The following is a 22,254-nucleotide window of genomic DNA, read 5'->3' on the forward strand; positions in this document are numbered from 1 at the left end:
GTCATCGGGCCCCTCCGGTTCTTCGGCCAGGGTCTCAGCCTTGTTGAGGTGAGGAGCTTTGGCCAAGCTCTGTTCGATCAACTTGCGAGCCTCGGTCTGGGTCAGCTGGCTGGATGCTGCCACCTCCCTGATCATGAAGTCCAGGGCACCTTCGAAGATCTGCTGCTCGCTGTAGGAAGCCTCCTGCTGCTCTGAGCCGCGATTGAGATCCCGCAAAACTTCAGCAATAGCTGTCAGTTGCCCGGTCCCGATACGCTCCTGAAGGTCGTTGGAGCGCCGGCTCCACACGCCGCGCTTGGCCATTGCCTTTCCGCTCAGGAGGTCGAGTGCCTGCTTCACCACAGCAGGTTCCGACAGTTTTCTCAGGCCGCTGCTCTTGGCTTTGGTCAGGGGAACCCGAAGGGTGAGGCGATCCTTATCGAAGGTGATCACAAAGAACTCAAGCTTGAACCCGGCAACCTCCTGCTCCTCAATTGCAGTGATCACACCCACACCATGGGCCGGGTACACAACCGTTTCACCGATCTTAAAGGACAGGGCATTGTTCTTCGTGGCCATCCAGACATGATCTCCGTTAGATACAAACTAGGCCTCTATGAAATAAGCCTGCGTCGTAGATGCGGATCTCGCGATTGTCGCGTCAATGCACCATAGGTTTGCAGAACTCGAAGCGTCTTACGTGGTTCCCACGGAACGGCTGCGCTCCATTCGGAGGATCCAGCAGTGTCTGGCTAGAGTACACGCCACACCTCGGCATCAGGCAGATAATCGGCTATAGGGGATTCGAGGAAATTGCGAAAGCCTCGGGAATGTCTGATGTCCCCTTCGGCAGCAAACATCCGGTCTACTTCGCCAATGTGCCATGATCGGTCGTTTGGTTACCCTATGCCGGTCCGGTCAGCGCCACATGTACACTCTACAGCCCAAGCTGATGATGGGAGCCACTACCTCACCCTCTGTAATGCAGTCCATCAACCAGCAGGGTGAAGGCTGGTGCACGGTGCCACCGGTCCAGAGTATTTGAGGTGAATTTGTAATAGGACCTACTTTGAGGGCGCAACCGGGTGCTTCTACATGATTTTTATGCAGCTCTTGGAAGTGCCGCCATCACAACCTGATCAACACCGAGGTCCCCGCCATTCTCCAATCCAAGAAGCTCTGCCAAACGATTGCGGGCACGGTTAACACGACTCTTGATCGTTCCTTCAGCACAGCCGCAAATCCTGGCGGCTTCCTCGTAAGAGTAACCTTCAGCGCCGACGAGCAGGAGCGCTTCACGTTGATCCGCTGAAAGTTTCATCAACGCCCGTTGAAAGTGCTGTAGATCGAGATGGGCTTGCTGTTCAGGAGCCGTGGAAAGACGGTTTGCATAGGAGCCGTCGGCGTCCTCAACTTCACGCACAATCTTACGATGTCGCGAGAAGAAGCTATTCCGCAGGATTGTAAACAGCCATGCGTGAAGATTGGTGCCGGCTGTATAGCGGTCCATGTTAGACCAAGCTCTCATGAGCGTGTCCTGAACCAGATCGTCCGCGCTATCCCTGTTCCCGCAGAGCGAGATAGCAAAGGCACGAAGGTTCGGAATAGCAGCGAGGAGTTCATCGCGGGTGATGGATGGCGCAGTCATCTTGGCAGCTCCGGTTTAGCTTCAGAACGAAAACCGCCAAGATTGGTTTCAGCCTACTAGCACAATTCGACTATATGATTAGTTTAGTTGACGCAGGATGTTGTCAATCTGTGGCGGAACAGGCTTGTAAAGTGCATCCTCATAATGCGAACGCAGCTTAGACCCGATGCTATTGAGAATAATGACATTCGCGACAGGTACAGATAGGACGCGAATGTTCGGCAGGCGCGCTTCTGACATGCCATCTCTCCATTGATTAACTTAGTGATAGGTTGCGAGTACTACGCACGAGGAAGTCAGTGAGTTCCGGCGTGCCCACGACTCAGGACCTCGCCCATATGGTGCGTGTCACTGGCCTTCTCAGCCTCGATCAGCACCTCAAGGGCCCTCCAGGGCTTGGGCATAAAGCGTACATCTCTCAATGCCGTGTTGCTGACCTCTTCAAGAGGAGCACCGGAGGTGAGGACAGTCCTGATCCAAGGCCACTTCAAGCTGACGGTTCGTGCCAGGTCCACACCGCTCATCAGGCATGGGAGCCTCACATCAGAAAACAGGAAGGCGACCTCATCCGCGTGGTGATGCAAGTATTGCAAAGCCTCTTCACCGCTGGATGCCTCAACAATCTCAAGATCAGTTTCCTCTAGCAGCGCGACGGCTAGAAATCGAAGCTCCGCATCATCCTCAACGACCAAAGCTTTGCGGTTGACGTCAATTCGTTGTCCCATCCTCTTGGCGTTCCTCAGCTTGTGATTGGGATTGATTATCCTGCCCGTATGAACGGACAAGATCATAAATTTGCTCAGGCACCGGGAGGCTGAGCAGACCGTTGTATGTCTCACGGACGTAGCGATCGACAGCTGGCGCGAGAGCGGCAAGGCGATGGGTTGGTGACAGCTCACCAGGATAAAGGATCATAAGGGGAGATGCCCGGGCTGAGCCTTTGCGGCCTGTTACATTAACGTGGGTTATTAACTTGGGTTAATGATCATCTAACCATGGGCGAAGCCATAGGTTTCAGCGTAGCTGCAAAACGGCTCTTAAACTTAGGGCTAAGGGGCCCGGCACGGACGATGAACCGGTCCTCGTCGGGCAGGTACTCCATGGCCTTGCAATACCGGGTGTGGAGCCCCTGCGCGCAGAGCCGGGTGGCCTCCTGGAGCAGGTCCACGAAATCCGGCGTCCGCAACGCGAGGACGCCGAAGCCTGCCAATAGCTCCTGCTGGTGCAGGCGGTAGGCCAGTTCGTCGGCCGAGGTTCCGCCCTGCTCGGGGGAACGTCCCGGTGCGGCCTCCCGCGGCTCGTGGTTCATCGTGTCATCGGCACGCAATCGCAAGCTGTTGTAACGCTCGAGGACGTTCCGAGTCCCATTGACGGCGATCCGTCCCAGGTGGCCGGCGCCTGTCCTGCGTTCGGGGGATCTCAGGCTCCGCGCCCGAGCGCCTGCCCGATCGCCTGTTCCAGCGCCTCCGTGTTGAACGGCTTTTGCAGCGTCGGACGGGCGGCATAGCCCTCCTTGAGCCCGCCGCTGCCGTAACCCGTCGCGAAGATGAACGGGATGCCCCGCTCCGCGAGCACGTCGGCCGCCGGATAGGTCAGGGCGCCGCCCAGGTTGAGGTCGAGGATCGCCAGGTCGACGGCCTCGGTCCCGGCAGCGGCAACCGCGTCCTCAAGGCGGGTGGCGACCTTGACCAGCTCATGGCCGAGGTCCTCGAGCATGTCCTCGACCAGCAGCGCGATCATGGCTTCGTCCTCGACGAGGAGAAAGCGGCGGCTGGCTGTGTCCTGAGGCATCGTCATCCTTTCTTGGCTTGGCATTGCTGTCGTTCCCGCCGGCGCAGGATGACCCGATGAGGGCCGTTCCTTCCGTCGCCGCTGACCCCGTCCCGCGTCGAGTCCCAAATCACGATCTAGTCCCAGCCCGCAGTCGCAGAGAGCATGAGGAGTTGTGGGGCAGTTAGGCGGCTGCTCGATTCTGATCCCTGTTATTGTCGTTTATCATACTCGGGTACCAGTGCTCGAATGCGGCACGCAGTGAGCCATCCAAGGTCCTGGTCCGCGTCTGCAGGAGCAGATGAGCTCCGCGTCGACTCCACTGCATCTGCTGCTTCTTGGCAAAGCGCTTGCTGATAACTGCGTTCACCGTTGCCTCAACGAAAGCCGAGGAGATCCGCTCACCAGACCGGTAGCGCTCGCCATAGTTGATCAGGCTCGCCTCGTTGCTGGTGATATAGACCTGGAACTCCCGCATGGCCACCCTGAACTTGCGCAGGTTGGGATAGCGAGTGTTCAGAGCTTCGAGATCAAGGAGCAGATCATCGATGGTCTCGCTGGCTCGATAGGTGTTGCCGTGCCATAGGAACCACTTGATTCGGCGCAGCTCATCCAGAGCCGCCATCCCGCCTTCCTTGTCATGGTGCACCAGTCCCTGGGCGAACTGCCGCAAGACCGTGATCCGCATCGTGATGTGGAACCAATCGAGCACGTGCTCGCTGCACGGGCTGATCCGCTCGGCCAGTGACCGCACCTCGTCACCACCGTCTGTGATAAAGGTCAGATCCTGATTGGCCAAGAAACCCTGTCGGCGGAGATGGTTAATGATGCGGCGCTGCGGCTTGCGATCGTAGCCGTGGACGAAACCGATATACCGAGCCTCTCCTTCTTCGGGCATGGACCGGCCGACGATCAGCTCGAAGTTCCGCTTTCTGTCGCGCCAGTCGTGGATGTAGCCGCCATCCAGGCCGATGACCATTCGTCCATCAGGGGTCGGCAGATCCTCCCAATCGCGAGGGTCCGTTCCCTCCATAAACGAGACCCGCTGCTCAGTGAGGTCACCCTCCATCCGCTCGGCGGCGCGCAGCACATGCTGACGTACCGTCGTTGCGTTGACGCCGCTCCCGACAGGAAGCACGTCGGCCAGGAGATCGGCTGCTGCTGCATAGGGCACAAGCGAGGCCCAACGAGTCTCGAGGTACAGGCGCTCTGGCGCAACATGATCGGGAAGCAGCTCCGTCAGTGGCGAGATCGTTGCCGGACCGTTGGTCTGCCGCTCTTTGGGCACGTAGAAGCGTGGGCTCTTGAGCCGGACATCGCCAAACAGGGTCCGGAAGGTAACTGGGTAGCTGCCCTTGCACCGCAGCTTGCGCCCACTGATCGCGCAGTGACGGTGTCTCTCGAGCCAGCCATTGACCTGAGCCTCGACAATCCGCTGCTGAGCGGCCGCCAGCAGGGTCTTGCTCTCGGCTAAGGACAGGCCCAGATCCTCAGCCCGCTCGGTGATCTTGGTCAGAGCTGCGACCTCCTCCGCGTCGCCTACGGATCCGTCGTCTCCGATGATTTGAAGCATGATCCTGACCTGCATGGGACGTTCCGTGCGCTCTTGGGAAAGCCGGGCGCCCTTGCTGGCCATTGGAGCGCACGGCTTCACCACTGTTGATGCATGAGGTCGAGATACTCGGTCTTGCTTAGCCGCTCGTTCACGTCCTTGCGCGAGAACGGCTTGCCCGGCCATCGTTGACGCACCTCAAGGCGTTCCAGAGCCTCCCGGACCTGATCGACCTCCTCGGCGTCGATCAAGGCGCCTTCGCTCCGCTTCAAAGCGAGCTGATCCACGAAATCGGCGAGGACGGCGAAGTCATCACTGGTCTCCGGAGCGGTCCAGGCCTCGCGCTGGGCCAGAAAGCCGGGCACTCCGCCGCAGTCCTCCGGCGGACAGAATCCATCCCCGTCCAGGCAAATGGGATAGATCCTCTGAGGGTCAGCCTCATGCCGGCTCTCGAGGCGCACGTCGTGCTCCCATGGACCATTAAGGTCGTACTCGTAACGGAAGCGGGCACCTGAGCGGAGGCGCAGCTCTGAAAGCGAAATATCCGGTGACCTTGCCGCCAACTCCCGAGAGCCGAACCGCCGGGCCCGGAGCATGAACTGGAACAGGTGGATGCCGTCCCAGCCCATGGCCACCTGAATTACACTGTGCAACTCTCGCAGGGTCATGCTGGCGGGCACTTGAACCCGTCGCCAGATCATAGGGCTGATGCCCAGCAGCCAGACCTTGAACTGCAGGATTTCTGGATCTGGGGAAGGATCTGGCAGCCCGGGTTTGGATGGGGTGCGTTTGGGCAAATGAGGGTGTCTCGCAGCTTTGCTTCATCTGACTCGAAACGTTGTGCAGCCAACCCGTTACCAATCTGCCCCACACTTCCTCATGCTCCCTCAGTGCGATCCATCGATGGAAGCGGTACCCAGTCTTGCCATGTGTGCGCCTCGTCAGGGACACAGGATTCTCCATCGCTATTCCTGGCATATTGGTTTTTACGAAGCCAGGGATGTCGGTTTCTGGGAGCGCAAGTATGCATCCCGGTTTTTCTTGAAGGTTGCGGCCTTCTCCAGATCCTTCAGGACCTTCTTCTGCGCTGGCACCTGTCGCTGGGCGTATCGGGCACACAGTCGAGGCAACGAGAACGGGACCGCAATCTCGCTCCGGTTCTTGCCGATCGCATCCTGAATGAGCTCAACCTGCTCTCCTGGCACCGGCATCCCACCTTCCTCCCCGAGGAGCAGCAAGAGGTTCATCACGGCAGATGGCATTGCCCTGACGAGTTCCTTCCCCGGCTTCGCGGCGGCGATCTCGAGATACTCAGTTCTTGCAAGGGTAATCGTCAGCGATTGGTCCTTGCTTACAGGACCATCGGCGAGGTCGGTAAGATACTCCCGGAAACTCTGCTCCCGTGCCCGGGCGGCATCGTCATGGCGGCCGAATCCTGCCTTTTGCCGGATCCACTGCTCACTGGGTCCTTTTGGGCCGACCGCCACGATGGAGGACTTGATCAGACCCTCGGCCAGGCTCGGGCGGAGTTGCTCCTCCTTCTCTGGGTTATCGATGATGAAGAATCGAACGTTCGTGTTCGCCACGATGGCCTTGATTTCGGGCAGTACGCTGGGGTCGAAGGTCGTGACGGAAAAAGCCGTCGGCTTTCCTCCAAACGCATATGGGTAGAGATCGGCGAACCGCTGGCGGAGCCTGCAATAGGCAGCGAGGAGATCACGCCTCTGTGGGGTGAGCTGGTTAGGCCGATCCAGAACAACCGAGCGGAGGTCGGCCCGCAGGCTGTGGGCTCCGGTTGCACGCTCTACCAGACGGACGGCGGCGACGTTGAGCAACCGGGCAAGCAGCCCTGCCTTGTCCTTCAGGAGATCGATGGCGGCCGACATCTGGGTCGCGTTCGCTGGAGCCGCGAACCCAGTGAGCCACGGGAGGGCGAGAGGCCGCGCCTGCTGAAGGCTTGTGAGGAACTTGCGCTGCTTATCGGTAGGGCTGACACTCTCGTAGTCGCCATCGTGCCGGATGCCGACGAAGGCCACGTATTTGCGGGCAATGTCCTGGGTCTTGCAGAGGAAGGCCTGCTGCGCCCCTGTCCGTTCGTCGTGGGTGGCGACGAGCCAGCGCGGTAGATCCAGGGCGGCTTCCTCGTCGAAGAGACCAAACTCTTTGAGATCGCAGAACAGCGCCAAGCGGCTGGAGAACTTCTTGGTCTCCGAGTCATAGCGGCGCATGCCGGTCGCCATCAGACCAGCTGCGAAAGGTTTCGGAACCGGGAGGGTGTCCTCGTCACCAGTCTCCATCGTCGGATCAAGCGGGTCATCGTACTGCTCGCTGTCCCCCTCGCCCATCCGAAGGCGGATCTGGCGTTGGCGCTCCTCAATCTGTTCGCGGAGGCTGGGATCCTTGTCGAACCATGCCTCAAACTGCTCCCGGATCGGGGCAGCCAGCCCGCGGACCTGGCGGCGGCAGCGCTCCGGGTCGTTCCGGCGCATGGCGTCGATGTCGCTAAAAATCCGTAGGATGGAATTGCCGACATCAACGAAGACCTGGTGCGTCTTGCCCGATGCCTTGTGAGCCCGTTCCCCTCGCCCACTGATCTGCTTCACCCGGCCGATGGAGCGCTCCTGGCATGCCAGAATATTGAGATCAGTCTGCGGAACGTCAGTACCGACGCCCAGGGCATTCACGTTGACCAGAATATCGAAGCCGCCGGCACGGGCCGCATCGAGAAGTTCGTCGCGTTTGATCTTACGGCCAACCGGCTCGCCGTCCTTCAGCCCCTCCTCGGCGCCGTTGCGCCAGACGCGTATTTCGCCGGCCACGACAAAGGCCACGCGGGGCTTCTCCCCTTCCCGGCTATGACCGGGCGGAAGGCTTTCTTGAGCGAGATAACCGGAGAGCCCCTTGGCGAACTCGACGCTGTCACAGTGGATCATCGCCAGGGTCGCGACCGCCGCACGCTTGGCCCAGATCCGGGTGACGGCCGCAACGATGAGCGCGGCGATCGCCTTGTCGCCCTCGCTCGCTCCCTCCTTGAAGAAGCGGGAGAACGCCTGCTGGGAGGCCTGGTCGACGGACTTGTTCTCGGCCAAGAGCGCGAGGAAGGCACTTTCGATAAGCCGGACGGCGTCAGTGCCGAGATGAGCCTCGAATTCACCGGTGGCAATGTCGAACCTGGTGGGAACCGTGCGGCCAGTCGCCAGGACCTCGTCATAGGTGGCAACGTCGATCAGGTCGTGCTCGATGCTGGCGCCGAAAGCGTCCAGCGGGTCTTTGCCATCGGTCCGGAACGGTGTGGCGGTCAGAACAATGCCGGAGCCGCCGGCATGGGCAACACGAGAGAGGACCTTTGCGAGCTCGTCCGCCGCAGCCTTATGGCCCTCGTCAATAAGAACTACCCCTCCCCTTTTGCCGAACCGGTCGAGGGAGCGCAGGAAGTCCTCGTCATCGAGCTTGTTGACGAGGGACATGTTCGTGGCGGGGATTACGTCCGCGTCAAGCGAATTCCGAACCATCGGCCCATCGCCGATCATCTCATTCTTGGCGACGTAGAACGCAGTCTGGACGCATTTGACAGCCGGAACGCTCTGGAACTGGGCGTAGTTCTGGCGCAGCAGGGAAACATCGGGGTGGAGAACAAGGATCGGCTTGCCTAAGTCGATCGCGTCCTCGGCGGCTCCTGCGGCTAGAAGGCTCTTGCCGCTGCCAGTGGGTGCAAGCACCGCACCCGAGCGTCCGCGCCGGATTGCCTCTCGGACAGATGCGGCGATCCTGGCCTGATAGGGCTCAGCCTGCTTGTCACCGATCCGTCGGCTGAGTTCCGAAACGGAGGTACGAGGCAAGGTGTCCGCAGGATTGGAGTTTGGCCGCATCGGTCAAGGATCTGAAAAATCGATGGAAAACGAGTGAAGGAGCGGACCGAAAATGCGTTATGATTCGCAAATCAAAACGCGGCCTGCCGATTGCAGTGATTATACCCTGAAGGGTTGCGTGGGGCAGCGCTTATTGTCACGTTGGGCGCAGACAAATGCTCCTGGATGAAACGAACGCCTGGATGCCAAGACGGAGGGTTCCACCCGTGTGCAATCTCTATAGCTCGTACGCCACACAGGCCGCGATCCGGCAGGCCTTCGATGTAACCCGCGATAGCGCAGGCAACCTCCCTCCCCTACCAGCGATCTTTCCAGACCAGATGGCGCCGGTCATCAGAAATCATGAGGGTGAGCGCGAGCTGATCCAGATGCGTTGGGGCTTCCCCCCTCCTCCAAAGGTCGGCAACCATCCGGTGACGAACGTGCGCAATGTCGGCTCACCGTTCTGGCGTGCCTGGCTGAAGCCGCAGTACCGAGCTCTAATTCCCCTGACATCCTTCTCAGAATACAAGGATACTCGCCCACGAAAGACACCCGTTTGGCTTGCCCTGAATGAAGAGCGCCCCCTTGCCGCGTTTGCTGGCATTTGGCGACCATGGACCGGCGTCCGTGGAACGAAGGCTGATCCTGTTGAAGGTGAACACCTGCTCTATTCATTTCTGACGTCTGAGCCGAATGGCGTGGTGGGTCCGATCCATCCGAAAGCGATGCCGGTGATCCTAACCACGCCGGACGAATATGACGTCTGGCTCAATGCTCCAACTGAAGAGGCACTGAAACTTCAAAGGCCCCTGCCTGACGATATGCTGATGATTGTTGCTGAAGGCGAAAGATCTGACAAAACCAATGCAGTGACTTGATCCCTTGTAGTCAACGAAGGGCTACCCCGGCATTTTTCAGGTATCGCTTCTGCGACGTTCTGAAGTTAGAAACCTTGCTGCGCTCGTTGAGACCTTGTCCCTACCATGCGCTATGCATGGCCACGATGGCTCACCCAAGAGAGTGTAAGAACCTTAGCTCCTCCTTGGGCCTGAAGCTGCGGTAAATATCTTTAAACCCCTTATCGGTATAGCTTCGATCGCTATTGAACCATTTCCTGGTATAGCAACAAACTTAACGGCCGCTGACAACAGCGGCCGTTCTTCCCTTGCAATAGCATTCATGCAGGCGACCCAAGTCTAAAAACTCGTCTAGCTCGATACCCGGCAGGGTTGATTCTTGTTCCTTCCGGTTAGTTGTCGCCGAGGTCGGCGTGACGGAGGGAGCCATGTCGAGACATCCGGAATGTGTAATTCTTACAGCTCTATTGGTTTCAGCGGTTTAGAACGCACAGGTTTCAACCACCTACCTTTGTATCGCCTTTGTCCAGCCGTAATGTCACGGACAGAACAATAGGCCATCGAATGCTGTAGGTGCCACATGCGTTTGGATGAGCCTTTTCCCCTGGAAGCCGTTTCATCGCGGTTGCGGAATGCAATCCTGAGGGAATTTCACGGGCGCTGTCCGAGTATCCGGGAGATGACCCAAATTCCGGATCGGCAGTGGCGATCAACCCCAGGTGTCGGCCCAAGATCGATTGAGATCATCCATGACCTCACTGACGCGGTGCGACAGCAGACGATCAGCCCATCAGACGCTCAAGGGATGGATGCCGAACTCTTGGAGCGTCTTGAATGGCTCCGGAAAGAGGTCCGGTGGCTCCAGCATGTTCTGAAGACGAAACTCCTCACGGGGTGATCCCGCACAAGCTGGGGGGGAAGTCTCCAGGGAGTGTCATTCCATCCAGGGCCGTTGGCATTCAGAGAGATCAGGCTGCCGCTCTTGGGATGCTTGAGTTCTTGGCATCGCTCTTGTCAATCCAAACGAGATGGCTTGCGGTCGCTCATTGTAGCTACGTTGGGACGGTATCAGAAGCTGCCGTTGCGCAATGGATATCAAACTACCCTTTGTAGCGTGCAGCGGGCGGCCTTACCCCTGCGTTGGGCTCGAACCAAGGAAAGGGGTGCGGAGCACACAGAGCCTCCGACAGCCTCATCGTTGGAACAAACCTCCTGGATCCAGTATGCAGCAGTATTCAGGGGACGAGGATTTCGGTTGCATTGCTCCTGCTCTCCAGTAGCTTGGATGGCCGCCGCGATGACTCAACGCATGATCCAGGAGGGGACATGGGTGAATGGGCAACCGTCTATGAAGATGAGGTTGAAGGGCGTCTGGTTGCAGTGAAACTCTACCAGAGCGACCAAGTCGCGGATGAAGATGAGGGCTTGGCCATAAGGGTCATGACCAGTTCCGCGGAGGAGTACCCGAGTGTGCTGAAGGAGGAATGGAGTGGCGATACACTCGTGATTGAGGAAGAAGCACGACGTCCCATTACATTGGAACCCTACAGCCTTGATGATCTTGAAGGGGAGTTGATGGAGGTCGGGTTCAGTCCGGAGGCGGCAGCCCTGATTGCCAGTGAGATTCCTGTATGAGCTGCTAGAGACAGGAGTAAACGAAGGGTCAACGCTTCCCATCAGTTCCATGCTTCATCATGTTGAGCGCAAACTGCTCAGGGTAACGACTCATTGATGTTGAGCTTCGCCCGAGATCGTCCCCAACTCTATCGCTGGCATATCCATTAATGTCAGCTCCCCCTCATCCACGGCGTATTCCCAAAGTCACCAAACCCAACAACCGTTTCAACGCGTGAGGCAAAGTCTCTACCAGTCAAGCTGATCATCCGTTCAGCCTCCTATGCCAATCGTGAGCTTGGAGATGAAATCACATTCCGAAAGAGCTGTGAGAGAATAGCATGTCAGACGAAGCCGAAACATTGCGCCACGAGCTGGATGAGGCATTTCGGAGCCGAGGTCATCTGTATCGCGTTCTGCTCGATGAGCTTGAAGCTGAAATTGGGCTTGACCGAGCCACTGCCGTGATGAGCCGAGCACTAGAGCGCCGTGGCAAAGAGGTCGCAAAAGGGCTGTTTCAGGATACACCACCGGATCCTTTAGCTGTTGGAGATCGCTTTCTCTCCGTCAGTCCCGACAAGGGACGCCTTTATCCGCATGAGGTCGAAACAAAGGGCGATACGATGGAAGTTCGTGTGCATCGCTGCCCTTTGAAGGATAGTTGGTCAGCATCGGGGCTCTCCCCAGAGCGCATTGCACTTCTGTGCAAAATTGCTGGGTTCTTCGACAAAGGCCTGTTTGAAGCGGCAGGTGTCGCTTTCTCGAACCAGACCTGGAGCCAGGGGCGCGGTGGCGGATGCTGCTGGATCAAGCTGGAGCAGTGTCAGAGAGCAGCCATCTGAGCATTAAGGGACATAGAAATGAACCAGATCACACCAACGCTCGACCATGTGGTAATTAACGTGCTCGATCAGCTTGATGCCGCGGCTGATTTGTACCGCCGCCTCGGTTTTCAGCTCACTGAGCGGGGGCATCACACATTGGGGTCGAGCAACCATCTGGCAATCTTCGGCGAGAATTACCTCGAACTGCTCGGGTATGAACCTGGACGGCAAACGGAGCGGGCGGATCTGTGGAAGCATCCATTGGGCCTGACAGGGCTGGTGTTCAAGACAACAGAGTCTTTGGCTCTTCATACTGCTCTTGCTGACAAAGGAGTACCTGTCGAAAATCCGGCCGAGTTCTCGCGCCCTGTCTCCCTTCCGGACGGCACCCGGGATGCAGCATTTCGGGTTGTGAGATTAGGATCACAGCTGATCCCGAACGGCCGTGTATTCTTCTGCCATCACTTTACGCCGGAACTCGTCTGGCGTGACGAATGGCGTCATCATCCCAACGGCGTCACTGATATCATTGAGTTCACAATTGCCGCTGACAATCCATCGAAGACAGCCGATCTCTATCGGATGATCTTTGGGTCTGAAGCAGTAACCGAGGTCTCCGGCGGTCATGCATTGCAGGCGGGCCGGGCGACAATTCAGTTTCTCAGCCCTGCTGAAGTGGACAGGCGCTTTGCCGGCGGGGCAGCGACCACCACAAGTCAGGGTGATCGTATGGTAGCGTTGACCCTCAGAACACGCTCACGCGAGCTGGTTCTCGAGAATCTCAGGTCCGGGCGGATTGCTGGAGCTCATGTAGCGTCGGATCGCATTGTCGTACCTGCCAACGAGGCCGGCGGCGTGGCTCTTGCATTTGTCGAGTGAGGCACCGGTTCAGCGCACGAAAAATGGTGTCCCCTCGAGTTCAGGCTCGTCGAACTCCTCCAGAGATCGGCGGATCACCTGCAGGTCCTCACGAAACAGGCTTGCAACGACTGCTGTTGCAAGCCGCTCTGCGGCAACATTGACACCTGGAATATCACTGGCGATTGCCCCGTGACTGAGGGCCGCGCCGTGATTGACGAGATGAATGCGTGTCAGGTCAGGATCCTGGCCAGGGTGCCGCTCGGTCAATTCGAATCCGGAGCCCAGGTAGGGAAAATCACCGAGATCCGAGCGTTGAAGCTCGTCAGGTGGCGCATAGCGGTCTCTCCAACGAGCGACCGAGGACGACCAGGCGCCCAGTTCTGGGATTGCTCCAGCGTCCACGTTGAAGCCGGTGCCCACAATCAGGAAATCATGCTCTTGAGGAGCTTCCTCTCCGCGGATACGCACAAGGACCTTCTCACCCTGCCGGGTTGCAGCTTCAGCCGGTCTGCCGAGGTGGATGTTAAACCCTTCCTGCTGCATGGCACGCCGTACGGTCTCATGCGGTGGAGGTGCTTGGGCATCGTTGAGATACACGAACAAGGACCAGCGGTCGGCGTCATCAAGAGCGCTCCAGCCATAGAAGTATCCTGGCGATGCAGAGCCGCGTCCTTTGTTGATCTGCGGCAGGATGGAGCGACGCACATACATGTCCACCCGCGCGGCCCCTTGCTCCAAAGCCGTGGCGGCATTGTCCCAGGCCGAGGCACCGCCCCCAAGGATTCCGATGCTTTTCCCGCGGAGATACTCGAAGTCGATTGCCTCATTTGTGTGCGCGGCGCGGTCCGGCCAGAGCGCGGGATCTACGATGTCCGGCAGGCGATCACCGCCTGCGCCCCCCCTTCCTGTCGCAAGGACGGCCCGTCTCGCTAACAACGTCTCCTGCCCCTGTGATGTCCTGATCCTGACCTTCAGCCCTCCGGCGGAGGGTGCGATTTCGCGAACGATGGTCTCGTGCTCAACAGGTAGGTTCAGCACGCGTTGCAGCCAGCTCAAATAGCGCGCCCAGACGGCGTTTGGAATTTTGTAGAGGGCTTCCCAGGCATCGTAGCCAAAGCCGGCTTCGTACCAGGCGCGGAACGTTAACGAGGGAATACCAAGCGCCGGACCCGGTAGGGTCTTGGGCGAGCGCAACGTGTCCATTCGGGCGAATGTTAGCCAAGGCCCTTCCCTGCCAGCCTGGTTGCGTTCAAGGATCCGAACGTTGCGAACGCCCTTGAAGATTAGGGCTGCGGCCGCCGCAATCCCGTTCATCCCGGCACCAACGACCACAACATCTGTAATGGGGATTCCATCCGATCGTGTCGTCTCAGCGGGCCAACTGGCAGCGGGAAACCCAAGCATTTCCAGATCACGGCGCACGTGCTCCTCGTGAGCGAGAAGCCCCGCATGGGACAGCTCGGTAGCATAGTGTTCGGACAATATGCGATTTCGATCCACGTTAGGGCTCGCCAGCGCCATCATGCGCAATGATTAAATGGCTTGGTCGGCTTCATAGCGGTAGCGGAAGTCACAGTGGGAGGCTCCTTCCATGATCGTCTGGGTTCGCGTCATCTTCAGTTTGGGATCATAACCATCACAGAAGGATCCATCGCGATTGCAGGACAGAAGCCCCCCGATCTCACCCAAACCCATGGCCTTGTACATCTCGGCGTAGCGACAGCGGGTGACGTTGAAGTCGAACCGGCTCTCATCCCGGTAGACCGGATCGATCTCAAGCGCATTTTCCGCCGTCCAGTTGGACTGGATGTCAATGAAGCTCTGAAGGCTGGTCCCACCCTCAGCTTGTGCCGCGAACTGTGCCGCCTGTTTGATTGAAGATCGCCGCACCGATTCCGCGATGAGCTGCTTGGCGTTGTCCTTGCCGTAGCGTTCGGTGAGGGTTTCATACACTTCCTTGAGAAGTTCCGCCTCGATGCGCCGCCGCTCAATGATCGGAAGGGGTTGGGACATAACCGTGCTCCTGCAGAGTGGGTGTAGAATAATGGAGAGCCGTAATCCTGCACAATTGAGTCAAGATACTGCCAATAAAGCGTCTGCCTGGACAGGCGGCACCCAGTCCCGCCCTGGAACCGAGGCCAGCAAGGCCTGCGTATAGGAATGGCGTGGCGCCCCAAAAACCTCAGCGGTCCAGCCCTCCTCAACCACCACGCCGCCCTGCATGACAGCAATGCGATCGCAGATCTGCGCGGCGACGCGCAGATCGTGGGTGATGAACACCATTGATAGGCCCAGTCGGCGGCGTAGGTCTGCAAGCAGGCGCAGAACCTGTGCTTGAACAGAGACATCGAGCGCTGAGACCGGCTCGTCCGCGACCAGCACCTGGGGCTCTAGGGCCAGGGCGCGGGCTAGTCCGATGCGCTGACGCTGCCCACCAGAAAATTCATGCGGGTATCGTTCAGTAGCGTCAGGATCGAGGCCTACGAGGGCAAACATTTCCTTGGCCTTGGCCAAGGCTCGTGCGGGCGCCTCCCCGTGGATGATCGGTCCCTGCGCGACCAGTTCGCCGGCCCGGCGTCGTGGATTAAGTGATGCAAATGGATCCTGGAACACCATTTGGATGTGTCGTGTCTGCTCTCTCATTGCTCTGCGCGAGAGGGCTGCGAGATCGGTATCGCCGAGGCGGATCGATCCCGAGTCTGGATCGAGCAGCCGTACGATGCAGCGGGCGAGGGTCGACTTCCCCGATCCGCTCTCCCCTACAATTCCGAGTGTCCCACCACGCGGCAGACTAAGGCTCACGTCCTGCACCGCATGCGTCACGCGCCGGCTCCGGCCTATCAGCCCTCCTTTGCGGTAGGTTTTCGAGACATGCTCGATCCGCAGAATTGGCTCTGCTGCTACATCCTGCGGCAGTGGTGGCGCGAGGGGCGGAACAGCCGCGATCAGTGCCTTGGTGTAGGGATGTTCTGGCCGATTGAGAACATCCTCTGCTCTCCCTGCCTCTACGAGCTTGCCACGCTGCATCACGGCGACTCGGTCGGCAATCTCAGCCACCACGCCGAAGTCGTGGGTAATGAACAAAACCGCTGTTCCTTTGCGCTCCTGAAGTTCCCGGATGAGCTTTAGGATCTGGGCTTGGGTTGTCACATCGAGTGCGGTGGTCGGCTCATCTGCGATAAGGACGCGCGGCTCAAGCGCCAGCGCCATCGCGATCATTGCCCGCTGACGCTGGCCGCCGGACAGCTCATGCGGGTAGGCTCGTTGGGCTCCTTCCGGATCCGGAAGGTGGACATCCTTCAGCAGATTGGTCACTCGCCGTGCGATTTCGGCCCGGTTGAGGTTTGTGTGTATGCGGAACATTTCGGCGATCTGGTCACCGATCGTCCGCAATGGGTTCAGGGCGGTCATCGGCTCCTGAAAGATCATGCCGATTCGGGCGCCACGGATCTTTCGCATCTCTGCATCGCTCAGCGTCAGAAGATTTTCACCTTCGAGCAGGATCTTTCCAGCCGTTGCCTGGACCCCTTCCGGTAAGAGACCCAGGATGCCGCCAGCCATCATTGATTTGCCGGACCCACTTTCGCCGACAATGCAGAGGATCTCGTTGGTTTTGAGCTCAAGGGAGACTTCTTCGAGTGCATGCAGCCGGTCGGCCCCCGGGGGCAGCGCAACGGTCAAACCCTCGATCGATAATAGGGTTTTCATCGCCGCCTCAGCCTCGGATTGAGGGCATCGTTCAGCCCTTGTCCAACAAGGGAGACCGAAAGCACAGTCAGTAGGATCGCCAGACCCGGAATGGCAGACACATACCACTGCGTCCGAAGAACCGACCGGCCAGTGCCGATGAGATTACCCCATGAAGGGATGTTGGGATCAGACAGGTTGAGGAAGGCCAAGGCGCTTTCCAGCAGGATCGCCACCGCCATGATGACGCTGGCATAGACGATGACAGGCGGCAGGGCGTTGGGCAGGATCTCGCGGAAAATGATTTGCAGGTCACGCATGCCGAGGGTACGGCACGCCTGAACGAACTCGCGGCTCCTGAGCGACAGGAACTCTGCTCGGGTGAGTCGGGCCGCAGCCGGCCAGGACACAAGACCGATAGCAATGGTGACGGTCTTGATGTCGGATCCGAACACCGCGACCAGCACGAGGAGCAGGAGAAAGTTTGGGAGCGTTTGGAACGCTTCCGTGATCCGCATAAGCACATCGTCGACAATACCGCCATAGTACCCCGCGATGGCACCGATCACGACTCCGATCGTGACAGCCAGAAGGGTGGCGACAATGCCGATGAGAAGTGAAACACGGGCGCCATGGAAAACTTGGGCGGCGATGTCTCGTCCTGTAGTGTCGGTGCCGAGCCAGAAGCGTGCATTGGTGAAGGGCCATTGCAGTGGGCGCCCGGCAAGTCCGAGAGGATCCTTCTGGAACAGGACCGGCGCACTGAGTGCCATGCCGACCACCAGAAGAAGCAGGAAAAGCCCAACGATAGCGGTCGGGCTCCGAACAAGGCGCTTTAGGGCATCCATGGCAGCCCTCAGGTCACAATGCGCGGATCAAGGCGCGCATACAGTAGATCAACGATAAAGTTGATCAGGATCACGAGCAGGGCCGACACGAAGACAATCCCGAGAAGGGTGTTGAGGTCCCGTTGCACAACAGCCTCATAGGCCAATCGCCCGAGACCCGGTAGGGCAAAGACGCTTTCCACGACCACGGAACCGCCGAGCATCGTTCCAGCCTGAAGGCCAACGAGGGTGACCATTGGCAGGAGCGCGTTTCGGAGAACATGCCCGGTGATGACGCGACGCGGGCTCAGGCCCTTTGCCCGGGCGGTTCGGACGAAATCAAGATTCATCACTTCCAGCATCGAGGCGCGCATGATCCGAAGGTACGTTGCCAGGAAGATAAGGGCCAGGGTCAGCGTCGGCAGGAGGAGATGCCATGCGATGTCGACAATCCGTCGAAGCCCTGTATAGCCTGCGCCGATCTCCTCAAACCCGCCAGCCGGCAGCCAGCCGAGCTTCACCGCGAAGATGACGATACCCATCAGGCCAAACCAGAAGGATGGTGTGGCGTAGAAGACAAGCCCGAGCGTCGAGATGAGCGTGTCCGGCCACCGGTTGACGCGCCGTGCTGCCAGCACGCCAAGTGCCATTCCTGCTGCGAAGGCAAAGCTTAAGGCCGAGCCCATCAAAAGAAGGGTCGCGGGTAGGCGCTCCAGGATTACCTCGGAGACCGGCTTGCCGTAGATTGCGGAGAATCCAAGATCGAGCTGAAGCAGTCGCCAAACATAGCGCCCCAGTTGTACGGCCACGGAAACGTCTAGCCCATAATACTGCCGCAACTCCTCGATCATCCTCGGATCGCCCCCGCCGATCTGGGCAACGAGGGCGTCAACCGTATCGCCAGGGGCAAGCTGCAGCAGCAGGAACAGCCCCGCCAGCAGCACGAACAATGTCGGCAAGCTGGCGGCGAGACGTCGGAGGGCAAGAAGCAGAACGCGCATGATCAGGATGCGGCAATCCAGGTATCATGCCAGTCGCTGGAGTCCCAGCGCGGCACGTTGTGGTGGTTGCGGACCTGCTTGCTCGTGGCTGCGAAGAACTGCCGCTCGGTGATCATCCAAACCGGGATCTCCTCGTTCACAGCCTTCACCCATTCGGCATAGAGAGCCTTGCGCTTTGCAGGATCAATCTCCGTGGCAGCTTGGTCGATCAGTTGATCGATCTTGTCGGACTGCCAGCCCCATTGGTTGGTCCAAGGTGCTCCTTTTGGTGAGCCCGAGCGGTACCAGACCGTTGTGGAGACAGCCGGATCCCCGCGATATTGGTGCCAGCCTGTGGCAAGATCAAAGTTCCAGTCGCGGTAGACTGTCGTAAGAGCGCCCGCGATGTCGAGCTGCACGATCTCGACCTTGATGCCAACCTCGGCGAGCGATTGCTGAATGAAGGTGGCGAGAAGAGGAACATCCTCGCCGTTCATGATAGGGACCAGCTTCAGCGTAAAGCGCGTTCCATTCGCGCCGGGCTTATACCCTGCCTCGTCGAGGAGAGCGGCGGATTTCTTCTTGTCAAATGGATAGGGAGGCGTGCCACCGGGATAGAAGGCCGGTGACGAGGACGGAATCGGTCCTGTTGCCGGTTTTGCCTGGCCGTAAAGGAAATTCTCGATGAAGAACTCCACATCGATGGCATGGGCAATGGCCCTCCGGACCCGCACGTCCGCGAGCTCCTTCCGGCGGGTATTAAACTCAAGCGTGTTGTTGAAGGCATTGGCCTCAATTCCGCGCGTCGAAACTTCGAAGCGCTCGTCTTCTTTCAGACGGTCAAGGTCCGACAGCGACAAGCCGTTGTAGGAGCTGAGCTGAATCTGCCCAGTCTCGAGGGCTGCAGCCACTGCAGACTTGTCCGTGATCACACGCCAGACGATACGATCGAGATAAGGAAAATCTTTGCGCCAGTAGTTTGGATTCCGTTCAGCGATGATGAACTGGCCCCGCTCATACTGGACAAACTTGAAAGGTCCCGTCCCGATAGGAGCCGTATTGGCAGGGTTTTCAAGGATGTTGGTTCCTTCGAACACGTGGCGCGGTGCGATATAGCCGAGGTCGCAGAGAGCACGTAGGAGCAGGTTGAGCGGCATCGGCCGTGAGTAGCGGAACACAGCCGTGTGCGGGTCCGGTGTATCGACAGCTTCAAGATACTGCTGGAGTTGAGTGCCATAGTTGAGATGCTTCTTCCACATCTCCATGGCGGTGTACTGGACGTCAGCAGCCGTGAATGGCTTGCCATCATGCCAAGTTACGCCTTGGCGAAGCTTGAATGTTATGGTCTTTCCGTCCGGTGTGGCCTCCCAGCTAGTGGCCAAGACCGGGGCTGGATTGCCCTTCGAATCCAAGTCAACGAGTGCTTCCATAATCTTGCTGGTGATCAGATAGACACCCGTCGAAGCACGAAGAGCCGGATTCAGGATGCGCTGTTCCGAACCAAGGTGGGCCGTCAGAACACCGCCACGCCTGGGCGTCTCTTGGGCAAAGGACATGCGAGAGAAGAGAGGGCTGAAGAGGGTGGCACTCGCGGAGAGCAAGGCATCACGACGGGTGAGGCGCATAGCAGAGGTCCTTAATAGCCGAAAACCGAAAGGACCCTAGCGCTCCCGGTGCTGGAGTCAACAGTCTTGTTCTGTTAAAAGAACTCAGCAGGAAGAAGCAAACATTTCACGTGCTGTTTTGTGATTTTCCCTCACCCCTGGGGTGCTCAGAGATTGAAGATGGATTTGTATTTCCTTCCAGGAGCTGTAATTCGATGAAACATAACTACAATAGACCAAGGCATTCTAGTGCGTTCTCAACAAATGTATAAACGCTCAGGTTTGATTAAAAATGCGAAGTTCAGTTCTGTATAAAGAACGAACGGTAGAAGATCCACCAGCTATATTTTGCGGCTCGAGGCGGTCTCGCGATTAAGCCGAACTCACCGCACCGATGTCAGCACCTTAACGCGGCGAATCTCCCGCTCGCTTATCTCTATCCAGCCCATGCCACATTCCCATGCCCGTCGGTTCAGGGAGGTGTGACATTCCTAGTTTGCACGATCAGGACATTCTAACTTTGCGGCCACACACGAAATTCGTTCAACATATCTTATGGAACCTGGTAATGTCAGCGAGCGCGGTCAAACCGATCTCTAAGCCATATTCCGCGCTAGCATCGTCTCAGTCGATCCTTGGAGAGTTTTGACAAGAAGTCTGTAACAGGTGCAGTCGCCGATCTACACCTTCTGCGCACTTCACTCCCCTATGACATCTGGCACTTTGGCTGGGTTCAACCTCAGCCAGAGAAGCTCCATGAGATCCATGTTCTCGGCCGCTTTGGCAGCTTGCAGCCTCCTCCTGTCCGTCCCGTCGGCCCTCGCGCAGAGCCAGACTCAGCGCGGCGAGTACCTGGTGACCATCATGGATTGCACCGGCTGTCATACGCCCGGCACCTTCCTCGGCAAACCCGATCTGCAGCGTCCTCTGGCTGGATCGGAGGTTGGCTTCCAAATTCCCGGGCTCGGCATCTTCTACCCACCGAACCTGACCCCTGATCTCGAGACAGGGCTCGGCAAGTGGAGTGAGGCCGACATCATCAAGGCGGTGCGAACCGGCGTCAGGACGGATGGACGTCAGCTTGTGCCGGTCATGCCCTACCACTCGTACGGCAAGCTCACGGATAGCGATGCCCGGGCTCTGGCTGGCTATCTCAAGAGCCTGAAGCCGATCAGGAACCAGGTACCTGGTCCGGTCGGGGCGAACGAGAAGCCCTCAGCCCCGTACCTGACGGTGGTCATGCCCCAGTAGCCACCTGGAGCACAGCACCCCAATCCAGAAGCCGGCAATCCCGGGGAGGCGCATATGACATCGGACATGCTCGAGGCTGAACTGCAGCGGCTGCGCGACGACCACACAGGGATTGCGGACCTGCTGGCTGAGCTGGAGGCGCACCTCGCGCGGCCGCTCCCACCGGAGCCGCCGTTTGAGGTCATTGCGAAGGTAACGGCCCTGCAGGATCGGGTTTATGCCATGGCCCGCAGGGTCGGGGGCATGAAGCGGATGATCCGCGACAAGATCCTGCAGCAGACGCTTGCAGCCGACTTCTCTCCGAACGACGAGAAGATTGAAGCTTTCGGTTAGCACCATAGCATTCTGAAGGGAGCCGGTTGGCGGGCGTCGCCATGGGTATTCGCTCTCCAGCGCGAAGCCCTCCTTGAGGATTGAGGAGCGAAACGATGGCGGGCCAAGATACCTGTCGCATCGTGCGGGGCAACGGCAGCTATGAGGGGCGCCAGGGCCTCACCTATTTCGCCGGGATCTCGGGGGAGAGCGTCGGTTCGCGCGGCATCTGCCTGCATCGGCTGCGAATGCCTCCCGGAGCCCGGGCCAAGGCGCATCTGCCTCTCGGCGATTAACCGAGCGTGTAGACGAGGGCCCAGCCGATAACACCTAGGGCAACCAGCAAACCGAACCATTCGAGGACGCGCGACAGCCTGTCATTGGCCGGCGACTTTGGACGAGCCACCAGGAGCTTGTTATCATCGTCAGCCATGTTGAGGAAATCCGACAACAGACGACAGATAGGACCATTGGCATGAGCGCGTCATCATCTTCATCTCTCTCGTGCAATCACAACAACGGCGTCAAACCCCTGCCGCTTGCGTTTGGATGCCAAGGCAAACGCCGCGGAGAGTGCCTGCTCCTCTGTGGAGTGAACTGAGATACTTCGCCCGTCGTGCGAGACCGACCAGACATC

At 58.7% G+C, this 22,254-nt stretch carries 21 protein-coding genes and 1 pseudogene; 7 read left to right on the forward strand and 15 right to left on the reverse strand.

Features of this window, described 5'->3' with window-relative positions; genetic code table 11:
* The 8 genes from KBI52_RS10050 to KBI52_RS10085 all read right to left on the reverse strand — a co-directional run.
* Positions 1–558, reverse strand: a 558-nt coding sequence (locus KBI52_RS10050) for a CarD family transcriptional regulator (RefSeq protein ID WP_210807116.1), incomplete at its 3' end; no start/stop codon positions are given.
* A gap of 523 nt (positions 559–1,081) precedes the next feature.
* Positions 1,082–1,627 (reverse strand): sigma-70 family RNA polymerase sigma factor, encoded by a 546-nt coding sequence (locus KBI52_RS10055; RefSeq protein WP_210807118.1) that lies wholly within the window; start codon positions 1,625–1,627, stop codon positions 1,082–1,084.
* Between the two features lie 296 nt (positions 1,628–1,923).
* Positions 1,924–2,418 carry a response regulator gene (locus KBI52_RS10060; RefSeq protein WP_315974908.1) on the reverse strand — a complete coding sequence of 165 codons (495 nt, stop codon included), beginning with the start codon at positions 2,416–2,418 and terminating at the stop codon, positions 1,924–1,926.
* 194 nt (positions 2,419–2,612) lie between these two features.
* The gene (locus KBI52_RS10065; protein WP_210807120.1) at positions 2,613–2,936 is read right to left on the reverse strand and encodes a hypothetical protein; all 324 of its coding nucleotides are present in this window, start codon (positions 2,934–2,936) and stop codon (positions 2,613–2,615) included.
* Between the two features lie 110 nt (positions 2,937–3,046).
* Positions 3,047–3,418 carry a response regulator gene (locus tag KBI52_RS10070; RefSeq protein ID WP_247654307.1) on the reverse strand — a complete coding sequence of 124 codons (372 nt, stop codon included), beginning with the start codon at positions 3,416–3,418 and terminating at the stop codon, positions 3,047–3,049.
* 163 nt (positions 3,419–3,581) lie between these two features.
* Positions 3,582–4,985, reverse strand: coding sequence for an ISKra4 family transposase (locus tag KBI52_RS10075; protein WP_210807166.1), 1,404 nt, complete (start codon positions 4,983–4,985; stop codon positions 3,582–3,584).
* Between the two features lie 62 nt (positions 4,986–5,047).
* Positions 5,048–5,746 carry a plasmid pRiA4b ORF-3 family protein gene (locus KBI52_RS10080; protein ID WP_256439481.1) on the reverse strand — a complete coding sequence of 233 codons (699 nt, stop codon included), beginning with the start codon at positions 5,744–5,746 and terminating at the stop codon, positions 5,048–5,050.
* A 189-nt stretch (positions 5,747–5,935) separates the two neighbouring features.
* Positions 5,936–8,818: a DEAD/DEAH box helicase gene (locus KBI52_RS10085; RefSeq protein WP_247654308.1), complete on the reverse strand. Its 2,883-nt coding sequence runs from the start codon at positions 8,816–8,818 to the stop codon at positions 5,936–5,938.
* Between the two features lie 206 nt (positions 8,819–9,024).
* Between KBI52_RS10085 and KBI52_RS10090 the strand changes: the two genes are divergently transcribed.
* From KBI52_RS10090 to KBI52_RS10105, 4 genes are all read left to right on the forward strand, one after another.
* A complete protein-coding gene (locus KBI52_RS10090; RefSeq protein WP_210807128.1) occupies positions 9,025–9,678 on the forward strand; it encodes an SOS response-associated peptidase in 654 nt (217 codons plus the stop codon).
* 1,305 nt (positions 9,679–10,983) lie between these two features.
* The gene (locus tag KBI52_RS10095; protein ID WP_210807130.1) at positions 10,984–11,292 is read left to right on the forward strand and encodes a hypothetical protein; all 309 of its coding nucleotides are present in this window, start codon (positions 10,984–10,986) and stop codon (positions 11,290–11,292) included.
* 320 nt (positions 11,293–11,612) lie between these two features.
* Positions 11,613–12,113 (forward strand): L-2-amino-thiazoline-4-carboxylic acid hydrolase, encoded by a 501-nt coding sequence (locus KBI52_RS10100; protein ID WP_210807132.1) that lies wholly within the window; start codon positions 11,613–11,615, stop codon positions 12,111–12,113.
* A gap of 18 nt (positions 12,114–12,131) precedes the next feature.
* Entirely contained in the window at positions 12,132–12,974 is an 843-nt protein-coding gene (locus KBI52_RS10105; protein ID WP_210807134.1) for a VOC family protein, read from the forward strand.
* Positions 12,975–12,983: 9 nt separating this feature from the next.
* Here KBI52_RS10105 and KBI52_RS10110 read toward each other — a convergent pair whose 3' ends face one another.
* The 6 genes from KBI52_RS10110 to KBI52_RS10135 form a co-directional block, all read right to left on the reverse strand.
* Entirely contained in the window at positions 12,984–14,378 is a 1,395-nt protein-coding gene (locus tag KBI52_RS10110) for an NAD(P)-binding domain-containing protein (RefSeq protein WP_210807136.1), read from the reverse strand.
* A 111-nt stretch (positions 14,379–14,489) separates the two neighbouring features.
* Entirely contained in the window at positions 14,490–14,969 is a 480-nt protein-coding gene (locus KBI52_RS10115; RefSeq protein WP_210807138.1) for an L-2-amino-thiazoline-4-carboxylic acid hydrolase, read from the reverse strand.
* Between the two features lie 60 nt (positions 14,970–15,029).
* Positions 15,030–16,664: an ABC transporter ATP-binding protein gene (locus tag KBI52_RS10120; protein ID WP_210807140.1), complete on the reverse strand. Its 1,635-nt coding sequence runs from the start codon at positions 16,662–16,664 to the stop codon at positions 15,030–15,032.
* Positions 16,661–17,491, reverse strand: a complete 831-nt coding sequence (locus KBI52_RS10125; protein ID WP_210807142.1) for an ABC transporter permease — start codon at positions 17,489–17,491, stop codon at positions 16,661–16,663. Before KBI52_RS10125 ends, KBI52_RS10120 begins: the two co-directional genes overlap by 4 nt.
* Positions 17,492–17,499: 8 nt before the next feature.
* Positions 17,500–18,471 carry an ABC transporter permease gene (locus tag KBI52_RS10130; RefSeq protein ID WP_210807144.1) on the reverse strand — a complete coding sequence of 324 codons (972 nt, stop codon included), beginning with the start codon at positions 18,469–18,471 and terminating at the stop codon, positions 17,500–17,502.
* 2 nt (positions 18,472–18,473) lie between these two features.
* Positions 18,474–20,075, reverse strand: a complete 1,602-nt coding sequence (locus tag KBI52_RS10135; protein WP_210807146.1) for an ABC transporter substrate-binding protein — start codon at positions 20,073–20,075, stop codon at positions 18,474–18,476.
* Positions 20,076–20,810: 735 nt separating this feature from the next.
* On the opposite strand from KBI52_RS10135, the gene KBI52_RS10140 reads away from it, so the two are divergent.
* The 3 genes and pseudogenes from KBI52_RS10140 to KBI52_RS10150 form a co-directional block, all read left to right on the forward strand.
* Positions 20,811–21,305, forward strand: coding sequence for a c-type cytochrome (locus KBI52_RS10140; RefSeq protein ID WP_247654309.1), 495 nt, complete (start codon positions 20,811–20,813; stop codon positions 21,303–21,305).
* Between the two features lie 54 nt (positions 21,306–21,359).
* Positions 21,360–21,638 (forward strand): hypothetical protein, encoded by a 279-nt coding sequence (locus KBI52_RS10145; protein WP_210807150.1) that lies wholly within the window; start codon positions 21,360–21,362, stop codon positions 21,636–21,638.
* Positions 21,639–21,733: 95 nt separating this feature from the next.
* Positions 21,734–21,898, forward strand: a pseudogene (locus KBI52_RS10150) (cupin); the annotation flags it as partial.
* An 11-nt stretch (positions 21,899–21,909) separates the two neighbouring features.
* Here the strand turns inward: KBI52_RS10150 and KBI52_RS10155 are convergent.
* Positions 21,910–22,050: a hypothetical protein gene (locus tag KBI52_RS10155; protein ID WP_210807154.1), complete on the reverse strand. Its 141-nt coding sequence runs from the start codon at positions 22,048–22,050 to the stop codon at positions 21,910–21,912.
* Positions 22,051–22,254 lie beyond the last annotated feature (204 nt).

Origin of the sequence: Microvirga sp. HBU67558 (genome assembly GCF_018069605.1) — a bacterium.
Lineage (GTDB): Bacteria > Pseudomonadota > Alphaproteobacteria > Rhizobiales > Beijerinckiaceae > Microvirga > Microvirga terrae.

Excerpts from the sequence above, each read along its gene's own strand:
- KBI52_RS10115 (WP_210807138.1), bottom strand. The coding sequence starts at position 14,969 with ATGTCCCAACCCCTTCCGATCATTGAGCGGCGGCGCATCGAGGCGGAA.
- KBI52_RS10060 (WP_315974908.1), bottom strand. The coding sequence starts at position 2,418 with ATGATCTTGTCCGTTCATACGGGCAGGATAATCAATCCCAATCACAAG.
- KBI52_RS10075 (WP_210807166.1), bottom strand. The coding sequence starts at position 4,985 with ATGCAGGTCAGGATCATGCTTCAAATCATCGGAGACGACGGATCCGTA.
- KBI52_RS10055 (WP_210807118.1), bottom strand. The coding sequence starts at position 1,627 with ATGACTGCGCCATCCATCACCCGCGATGAACTCCTCGCTGCTATTCCG.
- KBI52_RS10135 (WP_210807146.1), bottom strand. The coding sequence starts at position 20,075 with ATGCGCCTCACCCGTCGTGATGCCTTGCTCTCCGCGAGTGCCACCCTC.
- KBI52_RS10070 (WP_247654307.1), bottom strand. The coding sequence starts at position 3,418 with ATGCCTCAGGACACAGCCAGCCGCCGCTTTCTCCTCGTCGAGGACGAA.
- KBI52_RS10095 (WP_210807130.1), top strand. The coding sequence starts at position 10,984 with ATGGGTGAATGGGCAACCGTCTATGAAGATGAGGTTGAAGGGCGTCTG.
- KBI52_RS10155 (WP_210807154.1), bottom strand. The coding sequence starts at position 22,050 with ATGGCTGACGATGATAACAAGCTCCTGGTGGCTCGTCCAAAGTCGCCG.
- KBI52_RS10125 (WP_210807142.1), bottom strand. The coding sequence starts at position 17,491 with ATGGATGCCCTAAAGCGCCTTGTTCGGAGCCCGACCGCTATCGTTGGG.
- KBI52_RS10145 (WP_210807150.1), top strand. The coding sequence starts at position 21,360 with ATGACATCGGACATGCTCGAGGCTGAACTGCAGCGGCTGCGCGACGAC.
- KBI52_RS10140 (WP_247654309.1), top strand. The coding sequence starts at position 20,811 with ATGAGATCCATGTTCTCGGCCGCTTTGGCAGCTTGCAGCCTCCTCCTG.
- KBI52_RS10120 (WP_210807140.1), bottom strand. The coding sequence starts at position 16,664 with ATGAAAACCCTATTATCGATCGAGGGTTTGACCGTTGCGCTGCCCCCG.
- KBI52_RS10085 (WP_247654308.1), bottom strand. The coding sequence starts at position 8,818 with ATGCGGCCAAACTCCAATCCTGCGGACACCTTGCCTCGTACCTCCGTT.
- KBI52_RS10130 (WP_210807144.1), bottom strand. The coding sequence starts at position 18,471 with ATGCGCGTTCTGCTTCTTGCCCTCCGACGTCTCGCCGCCAGCTTGCCG.
- KBI52_RS10065 (WP_210807120.1), bottom strand. The coding sequence starts at position 2,936 with ATGAACCACGAGCCGCGGGAGGCCGCACCGGGACGTTCCCCCGAGCAG.
- KBI52_RS10105 (WP_210807134.1), top strand. The coding sequence starts at position 12,132 with ATGAACCAGATCACACCAACGCTCGACCATGTGGTAATTAACGTGCTC.
- KBI52_RS10100 (WP_210807132.1), top strand. The coding sequence starts at position 11,613 with ATGTCAGACGAAGCCGAAACATTGCGCCACGAGCTGGATGAGGCATTT.